This is a genomic window from uncultured Campylobacter sp. (assembly GCF_938017615.1).
Lineage (GTDB): Bacteria > Campylobacterota > Campylobacteria > Campylobacterales > Campylobacteraceae > Campylobacter_B.
Window position 1 is genome coordinate 1 of sequence record NZ_CALIJA010000153.1, and the last position, 10,109, is coordinate 10,109.

The following is a 10,109-nucleotide window of genomic DNA, read 5'->3' on the forward strand; positions in this document are numbered from 1 at the left end:
TGAATGTTTTCATTGCATTGTTTCTCTTGGTTTTGTTTGTTTAAAATTAAAATGAAAATCGTTTTGAATTTTAAATAAAATTTAAAAAGTAACTTAAAATTTAATTTCCATCTCACTGCCTTTTCGTTATAATTCATTAGACTTAAATCCTGTAACAGGCGTTACTACAATAAAAGATTTAAAGCGATTTCTTCACAAAGGAAAACCATGGAAAACAAACGCAGAGATTTTCTTAAAAAATCTCTAAAAATCGGCGCGGTAGGTGCCGTGGGCGTTGCCGCATCTCAGGCTCTAGCGAAAAATGAGCAGGATTACGGCGATACCGTTCGTGGCAAATCACCGAAAAAAGAGGTGCTTTACTGGGAGAGTGAAGCGTGGAAAAAATACTATAAAGTAGCTTACTAGGAGAATTTTCATGAGTGAGAATGCGATCGGAAGGAGATCGTTTTTGAAACTCGCCGCTTTAGGAGCGAGCAGCGTAGCTGCGTTTGGCGAAAATAATACGCTAAGAGCCGCTACTGAGCAAGAGATCAAAAACCCATTTCCAGGTTCCGTTATGAAGCGAACGATATGTTCGATCTGTTCCGTAGGCTGCGGTATCGAGGCTCAAGTGGATGAGAGCACCAATACCTGGATTCGCCAAGATATGGCAGTAGATCACCCGATCTCGCAGGGCAGTCACTGCTGTAAGGGAATCGATCAAATCGATCTAACCAAATCTAAAATGCGTCTTAAATATCCACTCAAAAAGGTTGGTGGCAAGTGGGAGCGCATAAGTTGGGAGCAAGCCGTTAACGAAATCGGCGATAAAATGCTTCAAGTTCGCAAAGAGGACGGCCCAGATAGTGTGGTATTTCTGGGCTCGGCTAAATTTTGTAACGAGCAGGCATATTATTTTAGAAAATTTGCAGCCTTCTGGGGTACGAACAGCAACGACCACGTAGCCAGAATTTGACATAGCGCAACAGTCGCCGGTGTGGCGAATACTTGGGGTTATGGAGCTATGACAAATCACGTAGGTGATATGGCGAAAAATTCTAAAATGATCCTTTTCATAGGTGCGAATTCTGCGGTTGCAAATCCAGTGGGAGCTATGAAGCACGCTCTTCAGGCTCGCGATAGAAACGGCGCGAAAATCGTTGTAGTTGATCCAAATTTTACTAGAACTGCGGCTAAGGCCGATATGTATATTAGAATTCGTCCGGGAACCGATATAGCGTTTGTGTACGGAATGCTCCATCTAATCTTTAAAAACGGCTGGGAAGATAAGGAGCTAATAAAAACCAGAACCTACGCTGTAGAGGAGATTAGAGCCGAAGCTGAGAAGTGGGATCCTAAAGAGGTAGCCAATGTTACCGGCTGCAAAGAAGAGGAGCTGATAGAATTTACGAGGATGTTTGCTACCACAAAGCCCGCTACTTTATGCTGGGCTCTAGGCATTACACAGCACTCGATCGGAAGTTCTAATACTAGAATTTTGGCTCTTTTGCAGCTCATACTAGGCAATATGGGCAAGCCGGGCGGCGGCTGCAACATCCTTCGAGGTCACGATAATGTTCAGGGTGCTACCGATATGTGCAATCTCTCCGATAGCTTGCCTGCGTATTACGGGCTAGCCGATAACGCTTGGAAGCACTTCTGCAAGGGCTGGGGCGTAGATTACGAGCAGTTTATTAAAAGATTTGCCGTCTCTACTAAGCAGCCGCACGAAAAGCAGGGTGAAAAAGTGCCTGGTACGAATTTTACCGAGTATTTTCACTACGATCCGAGCATCGAGCAAGATGTGATAAACTGGCGCAACGAAAAGGGCTTTTCGCTATCTAAATGGTGGCAGGGCGTTTTGAAAAACGAGCCCGTTTTAAGTAGTGGCAATGTCCGCGTTCTTTGGGTGCAAGGCACAGGAATTACTTCTATGGCTCACGTTCGAGAGACTCAAGAAGCATTAGGTAAGATCGATATGCTGGTAGTCGCCGAGCCGTTCTTAAACGAAGTAGCGATTCTAAACGATAGACCGGATGGAATTTATGTTTTGCCGGTAGCTACGCAGTTTGAAAGCGAAGGTCATCTAAGCGCTACAAACCGTAGCGGTCAGTGGAGAACTCAGATTGTTAAGCCGCTATTTGAGAGCAAAGAAGATCAAGAAGTAATGTTTTTATTCGCGAAAAAATTCGGCTTTTACGACGAATACGTTCGCGGCATGAAGATGGGCATCGTTGATGGCGAGCTTAAGCAGGTTAAAGACGATTTTGTTTGGCCTGACGACGCTACCGATGAGATTGCACGCAATACTCAAAGTATTGGAAATAACGGACGCACCGCAGCTAGATTTCGCAGACAGCAGAAGAACTGGCATCTATTTGATCCCGATACTTTGCGCGGCATAGGCGGAGAAGTAGAGGGCGAATACTACGGACTTCCATGGCCTTGCTGGGATACGCAACACCCGGGCACGCCGATTCTTTACGATGTAACTAAGCCTTATGCCGACGGCGGTATGGGATTTAGAAACCGCTTCGGCTTAGAACACGATGGCGTTTCGCAGCTAGCCGACGAGAGCATTACACTTCCGGGATCAAAAATTCAAGGCGGTCATGCAGAGATTACCAAGGCAAATATCGAACAGGTTTTAGGTATTACGCTAAGCGAGGATGAAAAAACCAAGATGGGGCCTACGTGGAGCACAGATTATAGCGGCATTATCGCTAAGAAATGTCGCGAGTTTGGAATTTGCCCTTGCGGAAACGCAAGAGCAAGAGCGAAGGTTTGGCAGTTTGCGGATCAAATTCCGAAGCACCGCGAGCCGATCCACTCGCCTAGATGGGATTTAGTGGAGAAATATCCGACCTTTGCGGATCAAAAACGAAATTTCCGCGTCTTTACGAGATTTATCTCCGAGCAGAAAAAGCAGGATTGGAGCAAGGACTTCCCTACTATCGTAAGCTCGCTAAGGCTTGTAAATTTAAGCGGTGCGGGCATGATCGAGCGCACGAGCAAGTATCTTTCGGCGATTACTCCGGAGATGTTTGCGCACGTAAATCCTAAGCTTGCCGCTGATAAAGGTATCAAAGATGGCGAGATGATGTGGATCCATTCGCCGCAAGGCACGAAGATCAAAGTCAAGTGCATCTATTCGCACGCCGTTACGCCTGATCGTATTGTTATGCCGTATAACTTCGCGGGAATTTTCCAGGGCGAGGATCTAAGCGAGCGCTATCCTGAGGGCACTAAGCCATATATCAGAGGTGAGAGCTCAAATACGATTACCAACTACGGCTTTGACATAAATACGCAAATTTCGGAATTTAACGCCGGTCTTTGCAGACTAGAAAGAGCATAAGGAGATAAAATGCCGGCAAGATTAAAATTTTACGTCGACGTCGAGCGTTGCATCGCTTGCTATGGTTGCCAGGTAGCCTGCAGCTCGGCTCACGAGGTTCCCGTGCAGATCAATAGGCGCAAGGTTATTACTTTAAACGAAGGCATAGAGGGGCAGGAGGTTTCAAGCTCTATCGCTTGTCAGCACTGCACCGATGCGCCTTGCGCGCAGGTTTGCCCGGTTCAATGCTTCTATATCAGAACCGACGGTGTCGTTTTACACGACAAAGATAAATGTATCGGCTGTGGATACTGCCTCTACGCGTGTCCGTTCGGTGCTCCGCAATTCCCTAGAGACGGAGCTTTCGGTATCAAAGGCGCGATGGATAAGTGCACTATGTGCGCGGGTGGACCGGAGCCTACGTTTTCGCACGAGGAGCTTCATAAATATGGTCAAAATCGCATCGCAGAGGGCAAGGTTCCGATGTGTGCGGCGATCTGTTGCACGAACGCTCTAATCGTGGGCGACGCGAGCAGAGTTTCGGAGGTTTATCGCAAGCGCGTACTTACGCGCGGCGTGAGCCTATGAGATTATGGAATTTTAAACGCTCCGGTTTAAAATTCCGCTTCCTTTCACAGAAATTTCGACCGAGCGACGGCTTTAAATTTAACGGTCGCTCGGCACAAAATTTTATTTAAAAATTCCACTCTTGCTCATTCACCGCTAGATTATTTCAAAAAATAGCTTCTTGCCGACATTAAAATTTTAAATTTATGCTACAATCACTCAAATTTAGGATTTGAAATCTTGAGCGAAAGGATCTGTCTTGAAAAATAAAATTTCACTTTTTTTGGTCATTTCGGCGTTTTTGATTTTTACAGGTTGCTCTAAAAACGTGCCCGTAAATAGCGGTATCGTGCGCACTTCCGAGCCGCTTCACATTATGGAATTTCCGCAGGATAAACTCATAAGCGTAAATTTCACCAATACCTCTACGACGGATTCAAATTTAACCCAAGCAGTGATCCAGCATCTGCGTGCGGACGGATTTAAAGTCGTAAATAAAGGCGCGGCGAACGTCCAAATCGGCGGCAATCTAAACTACTTCCGCAAGGCGGATTTTTCGCGCAGATCGTGGGATAATCCGAGATTTAGTTTCGGTATGGGATTTGGCAGATATTACAGATATACGGGCGTGGGCGTGGGCTGGGGGATGCCGTTTGGTTATGATCCTTGGGACGACGACGATTATTACAGAGACTACTTCTACGACTCGCAGATTAGCCTCTATATAAGCGTTAAAAACAAGGGCGCGTGGAAGGACTACGTAACGAACCTCAACTACCAAAGCATCAAAAATCCGGGCTCTAAAGACTCGGTAATGGATGCGCTAAATTTTAAAATTTACGAATATATAAGACAACTGATTAAGCAGGGAAGATGATAGTAAAAGAGAATAAAAAGTCCGTAGCGATGACGCTGGCGGGATCGGCGATTTTGGCGCTCGCTAGCGGATATTGCTACCACGCGGGCTTTGGCGGTGCGGCGCTTTTCGCTTCTGTAGTGGCGGCATTTTGCGCGTTTTTTTGCGCGCTTAGACTCGGCGCTAAAAATTATTTGCAGATCGGCGAGGATGCTTTTACGATCGTACGCGGCGCAAATTCCGAGAGCTTCGAATACAAAGATATCGCAAATTTAGGCACCAAAACCTTCGTCGCGGGCAGAAACAAAACGGAGCTTTTAAATTTTGTATTCAAAAAAGCGCCGCAGGCGCAGGACCGCTTTAATTTTTTACGATTTTACAGCGACACGGAGGCCACGCTGCCGGGCTCGTTTGAAATTTCGATCTACGAGCTGAGTAAAATTTTGCGCGAAAAAGCGGGTCTTTCGCAAAGCTCTGAGGAAGAGCAAACCGCCTCAAAAACTCTCAAGGGCGCTAAGAGTTCTAAAAAAAGTGCGGGTAGCGGTAAAAATTTTAAAGCTAAAAACCTCCGCGATGAGAATTTTGCTTCGCAAAATTTCGATGCGCAAAGTTCCTACGGCGCACAAAATTTAGGTGAAAATTTAGGCGCGGAAAATTCCCGCTCTACGCAGGATTCCGCCGTGCAAAATTCTAATGGCGCCGCCGATTTAAACAGCACGCAGAATTTAGAGGGCGCTTCAAATTTAAACAAACAAAGCTCCGCCGCGCCGAATAATACAGTTTCTTCAAATAATGCCGTTGCGGGTGAAAATTTCACAGGTGCCGAGGATTTCGCGTCTAAAATTTCCGCGGGCGATAATGAGCCTGGCGCTGCGCTCGAAAGTACGGCGCTAGCTGACTCCGATACCGTCGATACCGCGATGCGAAACTCCGCCTGCGAAAGTAAAAATAAGTAGAGGCGCGGCCTTGAGCTCCTTGCCGATCGGAATTTTCTTGCAAGGAGCCGCGCTGATGCTCTCGCTCATCGTTGCTATCGGCGCGCAGAATATCTTCGTTATCTCCCAAGGTCTTGCGAAAAACCATGTTGCGGCTGTTTGCATGGTCTGTGCGCTAAGCGATGCCGTATTTACGGCCGTAGGGATATTTTTAATCGGCGGCGCTCTTAAGCAGGGCTCGCTTCTTACTCAAATTTTAGGCATAGGCGGGGTTATATTTCTGCTCTGCTACGCGCTAAGCTCGTTTTTTAGCGCCTACAGAGGCTCGCATTTTGCCAAGATTCAAAACTCTGCAAATAGCCCGCTGGCGCCCGTCGTAGCCAAAGCTCTTGCGGTGACGCTTCTAAATCCGCACGTGTATTTAGACACCGTCGTGGTCGTGGGCTCGCTCGGCGCTACGATCGCAGATGCCCAAAAGCCGTGGTTTTACGCGGGAGTTATGTTCGTGTCGTTTGCGTGGTTTTTCGGCTTAGGATATGGCTCAGGGGCGCTTTCGAAGCTTTTTGCAAGCAGCAGAGCATGGCGCATAATCGACGCGCTCGTCGGAGTTTTGATGCTGTATATGGCGTATCTGATCGCGAAGTTTGTCTTTAAAATTTAAAATTTCACGCTAAAATTCCGCATTCTTGATAAAGGATCTATGATGAAGATTGAAATTGAAAGCGGGCTCGAGCTAAAAGAGGCCTTGTGGCGCGTAGAGAAAGCTCTGCGACTGGTGACCGACAAGGATGGCAAAATCACATCGAGCGCGACGCTTTACGTGGGCAAACATTCGCTTTTAAATTTACTCGATACCAACCAGATCGAAAATATCCAAAACGCTTATGCGCGCGCCAGGACGGAATTTCGCGCGGAGATGCTGGGCGTGTTGGAGGGCTTTTTATCGCAAGAGGACGCTGAGAAAGATCCGGAATATGCACTATTTAATCAGCTCTACCAGATGGCGATGACTGCGGGCAGAAAGAGTGATATCTTTATCCATGTCCAAGGCATCAGCGAAAACGAGGTCGTGCTGCGTGTATATCAGCGCTTTGAGCTGGAGAGCGGCGAGACAATCTATTACGCAGGCGGTGAGTTTAGCTACAATCTGGATGAAAATTTCGGCAAAATTTATCGCTACGAAATCTGATTTTAGCGGTGCGGCGTGAGATCAGGTGCCTCTTCGATCGTAAATATTACGTCCGCATTATGCTTCTTTGCCGCGAGGACGCATAAATTTAAACCCTAAAAATACGCGGCGAGCTAAATTTAGACAAACTTTCTGCGACGATAGAATTTCGCTCGGTTAAAATTTATCGTGATTTCAAATTTAAAGCTGCATGTAAATTTCGCCGCATTACCGCCAGCGTTTGAGTTCCCCTTGCTTTACATTCGTCAAAATTTTAAATCGAGCTTGCATAAATTTTGCTTCTTAGGCACATAAATTTTGTAGAATCGCACTTTTATGCAAAAGAAAAGATAATTAAACGAAGCCGAATTTAACCAAGGCGCGTATATAGGAGGGCGGGCTCAAAGATGATACGCTAGGTGGCGGTTTGCTGCCATTGCTTACTTTAAAAATTTTAAGCATTAATACGTGCAAAATGTAAAAACAAAAAAGTGAAAACGCAATGCTAAGTAAAAAAACTAGGATAATAAGAGCGCTGATCGGACTAGCGATAATGATCGCAAAAGCCGTTGTTTGGCAGCTGGTGGGGGCTGGTCGGACTAGTGCCCTTTATCGTGGGCGTTACGGGATTTTGCCCCGCTTGCTACTTTTTAAACCGCTGTTCGCTAAAGCGCTAAATTTAGCCGCGGTATACGGTTTTATCGCGTGCCTGGGGCAAGAGGCGCGATAAATTTTAGCGGCGAAGTGAACGAACTTTAAATTTTTAATTCTCCATGCTTCGACGCGGAGTGTTAAATTTAAACTGGCCCTTTAAAGCTTAAAATTTTATCGCGCAATACAAGGCGGTAAATTTAATCTCGTGCCGCCGTCAATCGGCATGCCGCTATCTGCGTAAATTTTAGCGCCGCGCCGCTTTCGGCGCTCTTGCTAGAGCGGGCTTGCGCTCCGCGTCCGCCACAACCAAACTCTATGATTAATTGCACTCACCTCTTAAAATTCATCTTAAATTTGCTAAAATTGCAGCTAAATTTAAAATTTAAAGGAGCCAAAATGTCAAATATCTTAATCATAGGCGCGGGCGGCGTGAGCCAAGTCGCGACCGTAAAATGCGCGATGAACGCGGACGTTTTTACAAAAATAACCCTTGCTAGCCGCACTAAAAGCAAGTGCGACGCGATTGCTAAGTTTATCAAAGACCGCCTAGGCGTGCAGATTGATACCGTCCAGATCGACGCGGACGACACCGACGCCGTGGTCGCGCTCATCAAAAAAACGGGCGCCGAGCTACTGCTAAACGTCGCGCTGCCGTACCAGGACCTAACGCTGATGGATGCGTGCTCTCGCGCTGGTATACCATACATCGACACCGCAAACTACGAACACCCAGACACCGCCAAATTTGAATACAAGCTACAGTGGGCGAAGGACGGCGAGTTTAAAGCCGCAAACACTATGGCGCTGCTAGGAAGCGGCTTTGATCCGGGCGTGACAAACGTATTTTGCGCCTACGCACAGCAAAATCTCTTTGACGAGATCGGCGAGATCGACATCCTAGACTGCAACGCGGGCGATCACGGATATCCGTTTGCGACGAATTTCAACCCAGAAATCAATCTGCGCGAAGTAAGCGCAAAAGGCCGCTACTGGGAGCGCGGCGAGTGGAAAGAGACCGAGCCGATGCAGATAATGTTTAAATGGGACTACCCCAAAGTCGGCGTCAAGGACAGCTACCTGCTCTATCACGAGGAGCTAGAAAGCTTAGTAAAAAACATCAAAGGGCTGAAGAGAATCCGCTTTTTTATGACATTTGGGCAGAGCTACCTCACGCATATGAAATGCCTAGAAAACGTCGGCATGCTACGCATCGACGAGGTCGAGCACAACGGCGTAAAGATCGTGCCGATCCAGTTTTTAAAGACCTTGTTGCCTGATCCTGCGTCGCTCGGCCCTCGCACGAAAGGCAAAACCAATATCGGCTGCGTAATCCGCGGTTTAAAAGACGGCAAAGAGCGTCAGGTCTATATCTACAACGTCTGCGACCACGAGGCTTGCTACGCCGAGACTGGCGCGCAGGCCGTGAGCTACACGACGGGCGTACCTGCGATGATCGGCTCGATGATGGTCGCAAGGGGCATCTGGAGCGGCAAAGGCGTCTTTAATATGGAAAATTTCGACGCCAAGCCTTTCATGGACGAGCTAAATAAGCAGGGCTTGCCGTGGGAGATGATAGAAATGAAACCGGGCGAGAGGTATGAAGTCTAAATTTAAGGCTTGTCTTTTTCCGCTATACTTTGTTAAATTTTACCTTGCTTTACTGCGACGGGACATACAGCCCGCCTCATTCGCAAGGTAAAATTTAGCCACAAACTCTAATTTTGTGAAAAATTTTTAATAATACTAGATGCAGTATGTATTGCAAGTACAGCAAAATAGATACTCTACTGTTTTATTAGATGAATATTTTCTTTTGGAGTCGGATTTATACCTAGAATAAGAAATAGTAAATTCTTTTAACTTTCCTTTTTTTTCAAAAACTCCCCTTATTGCTTGTATAGGTATTATTCCTTCGTTATTGTAGCTCATAAATATATATTTTGAATTAGCATTTTCAATCAAATTTTTAAATTCATTATATGCTGTATTTACAAGACAATATTTTGATCTTTTGTCATTTTCTAGTCGCAATCCAGTTTTTCCATAAATCACTGGATTATCATATTTGGCAATTGTTTCTAGTATATGATAATTTGTATAGTATTGTCTGCGATTATACGGAGGGTCTAGATAGAGCACGTCTGTGCTAATTCTTTTTATTAAATCGTTTGCATCTTGATTATATATTTCGTGTTCTTGGTGGTTAATATATAGCTTGCTTGGCCTAAAATAAAATTCTAATAAAGCTGCCTTTTTAAATTTTTTTAAATATGCTCCATATACTGAAACCGAATTAGAATACTTATCTATGCTTTCCAATAAGGATGAGATAAGAAAAAAATATTCATCAATTGTGATTACTTTGTTTTTTTTAAAAAACTCTATTTTGGTTCTTATTGCATCACACTTTTTCGCATTTTGTTCTGTAAAGTACATTCTGCCATCCTTGCCAGCTGGTGAATAATTTTCTGCAATAAAGCCATGAATCGGTTGTAAAGTATTAAAAAACGAAATACTTCTTTTAGAATATTATTTTTATCTCTTATTTGCTTTGGTTAGTATATACCGGGGAGATGAAGGGAATCTTGAAACGTTTGTCTCAACACCCTGTCT

At 45.4% G+C, this 10,109-nt stretch carries 11 protein-coding genes; 9 read left to right on the plus strand and 2 right to left on the minus strand.

All coding sequences use genetic code 11. From position 1 onward, the window contains the following. Positions 1 to 207: 207 nt before the first annotated feature. The 8 genes from Q0620_RS07815 to Q0620_RS10885 all read left to right on the plus strand — a co-directional run bounded on the left by Q0620_RS07815 (position 208) and on the right by Q0620_RS10885 (position 7,519). Positions 208 to 405, plus strand: coding sequence for a twin-arginine translocation signal domain-containing protein (locus Q0620_RS07815; RefSeq protein WP_298102690.1), 198 nt, complete (start codon positions 208 to 210; stop codon positions 403 to 405). Between the two features lie 10 nt (positions 406 to 415). Then, positions 416 to 3,337 (plus strand): formate dehydrogenase subunit alpha, encoded by a 2,922-nt coding sequence (locus Q0620_RS07820; RefSeq protein ID WP_298784286.1) that lies wholly within the window; start codon positions 416 to 418, stop codon positions 3,335 to 3,337. Positions 3,338 to 3,346: 9 nt separating this feature from the next. Next, positions 3,347 to 3,904 carry a formate dehydrogenase FDH3 subunit beta gene (gene fdh3B / locus Q0620_RS07825; RefSeq protein WP_005871109.1) on the plus strand — a complete coding sequence of 186 codons (558 nt, stop codon included), beginning with the start codon at positions 3,347 to 3,349 and terminating at the stop codon, positions 3,902 to 3,904. A 238-nt stretch (positions 3,905 to 4,142) separates the two neighbouring features. Then, positions 4,143 to 4,760 carry a hypothetical protein gene (locus Q0620_RS07830; RefSeq protein ID WP_298784288.1) on the plus strand — a complete coding sequence of 206 codons (618 nt, stop codon included), beginning with the start codon at positions 4,143 to 4,145 and terminating at the stop codon, positions 4,758 to 4,760. Continuing rightward, positions 4,757 to 5,695, plus strand: coding sequence for a hypothetical protein (locus Q0620_RS07835; RefSeq protein ID WP_298784290.1), 939 nt, complete (start codon positions 4,757 to 4,759; stop codon positions 5,693 to 5,695). The genes Q0620_RS07830 and Q0620_RS07835 overlap by 4 nt, the downstream gene beginning before the upstream one ends. Positions 5,696 to 5,705: 10 nt before the next feature. Further along, positions 5,706 to 6,335, plus strand: coding sequence for a LysE/ArgO family amino acid transporter (locus Q0620_RS07840; protein ID WP_298784292.1), 630 nt, complete (start codon positions 5,706 to 5,708; stop codon positions 6,333 to 6,335). A 42-nt stretch (positions 6,336 to 6,377) separates the two neighbouring features. Next, the gene (locus tag Q0620_RS07845; protein WP_295151131.1) at positions 6,378 to 6,863 is read left to right on the plus strand and encodes a hypothetical protein; all 486 of its coding nucleotides are present in this window, start codon (positions 6,378 to 6,380) and stop codon (positions 6,861 to 6,863) included. Positions 6,864 to 7,411: 548 nt separating this feature from the next. Further along, complete coding sequence (locus Q0620_RS10885) at positions 7,412 to 7,519, plus strand: DUF2892 domain-containing protein (protein ID WP_365951458.1); 108 nt, start codon at positions 7,412 to 7,414, stop codon at positions 7,517 to 7,519. Positions 7,520 to 7,693: 174 nt separating this feature from the next. Here Q0620_RS10885 and Q0620_RS07850 read toward each other — a convergent pair whose 3' ends face one another. Then, a complete protein-coding gene (locus Q0620_RS07850) occupies positions 7,694 to 7,825 on the minus strand; it encodes a hypothetical protein (RefSeq protein ID WP_297996536.1) in 132 nt (43 codons plus the stop codon). 67 nt (positions 7,826 to 7,892) lie between these two features. On the opposite strand from Q0620_RS07850, the gene Q0620_RS07855 reads away from it, so the two are divergent. Next, complete coding sequence (locus tag Q0620_RS07855; RefSeq protein WP_297996534.1) at positions 7,893 to 9,104, plus strand: saccharopine dehydrogenase family protein; 1,212 nt, start codon at positions 7,893 to 7,895, stop codon at positions 9,102 to 9,104. Between the two features lie 135 nt (positions 9,105 to 9,239). Here the strand turns inward: Q0620_RS07855 and Q0620_RS07860 are convergent, their stop codons facing one another. Beyond that, a complete protein-coding gene (locus Q0620_RS07860; protein ID WP_298784295.1) occupies positions 9,240 to 9,932 on the minus strand; it encodes a DNA adenine methylase in 693 nt (230 codons plus the stop codon). Positions 9,933 to 10,109: the final 177 nt, after the last annotated feature.

What these genes read in the sequence shown, in the direction of transcription:
- fdh3B (WP_005871109.1), top strand. Translation starts at nt 3,347, where the DNA reads ATGCCGGCAAGATTAAAATTTTACGTCGACGTCGAGCGTTGCATCGCT.
- Q0620_RS07860 (WP_298784295.1), bottom strand. Translation starts at nt 9,932, where the DNA reads ATGTACTTTACAGAACAAAATGCGAAAAAGTGTGATGCAATAAGAACC.
- Q0620_RS07815 (WP_298102690.1), top strand. Translation starts at nt 208, where the DNA reads ATGGAAAACAAACGCAGAGATTTTCTTAAAAAATCTCTAAAAATCGGC.
- Q0620_RS07845 (WP_295151131.1), top strand. Translation starts at nt 6,378, where the DNA reads ATGAAGATTGAAATTGAAAGCGGGCTCGAGCTAAAAGAGGCCTTGTGG.
- Q0620_RS07855 (WP_297996534.1), top strand. Translation starts at nt 7,893, where the DNA reads ATGTCAAATATCTTAATCATAGGCGCGGGCGGCGTGAGCCAAGTCGCG.
- Q0620_RS07835 (WP_298784290.1), top strand. Translation starts at nt 4,757, where the DNA reads ATGATAGTAAAAGAGAATAAAAAGTCCGTAGCGATGACGCTGGCGGGA.